This is a genomic window from Actinocorallia lasiicapitis (genome assembly GCF_054778695.1).
The window spans coordinates 1-538 of the sequence record NZ_BAAGZI010000925.1; the positions used below are offsets into that span (position 1 = coordinate 1).

The 538-nt window shown below is 77.0% G+C and carries 1 protein-coding gene; it reads left to right on the forward strand.

The window, feature by feature from the left end:
- Positions 1-538, forward strand: a 538-nt coding sequence (locus ACYVE7_RS35530) for a hypothetical protein (protein ID WP_460371107.1), incomplete at both ends; no start/stop codon positions are given.

A 538-nucleotide genomic window follows, 5' to 3' on the forward strand; every position in this document is an offset into this window, starting at 1 on the left:
GGGCCTCACCCGTCCTGCGTCGCCGGCTGCACGCGCGGGCGGCCGAAGAACTGCTGCGCCGGGGCGCGCCGGCCCCCGAGATCGCCGGTCATCTCCTCCGGTCCGGGGCCGCCGCGAGCGCCGACGCCCGCAGGGTGCTGCTGGAGGCGGCGAAACAGCGCTCGGGGGCCGATCCCGCGGAGGCGACGACCTGGCTGCGGGCCGCGCTGGACTCCGGTTCCGAGCGGTGCGACGACACCGAACGCGAACTGGCGGAGGTGCTGTTCAGATCGGGACGGCTCGCGGAGAGCCGCGCGGTCTGGCACCGGCTGCTCTTCCGGAGGTTCGACGGCCCTCCCCACGAGAAGGCCCCGCTGGCGCTGGCGCTGTCCCGGGTGGAAGCGCTGATGGGACACCGCGCGGAGGCCCGCGCGCTGCTCGCCGATCTGTGCGACGAGCTCGGCGGCGGACCCGGTACCGCCCCCGTCCTGGCGGCGTCGCTGTCCCTCCAGGCGGAGCCCGCCTGGGAGACCGCGTTCGCCGCCCTCGCCCGTGCGCG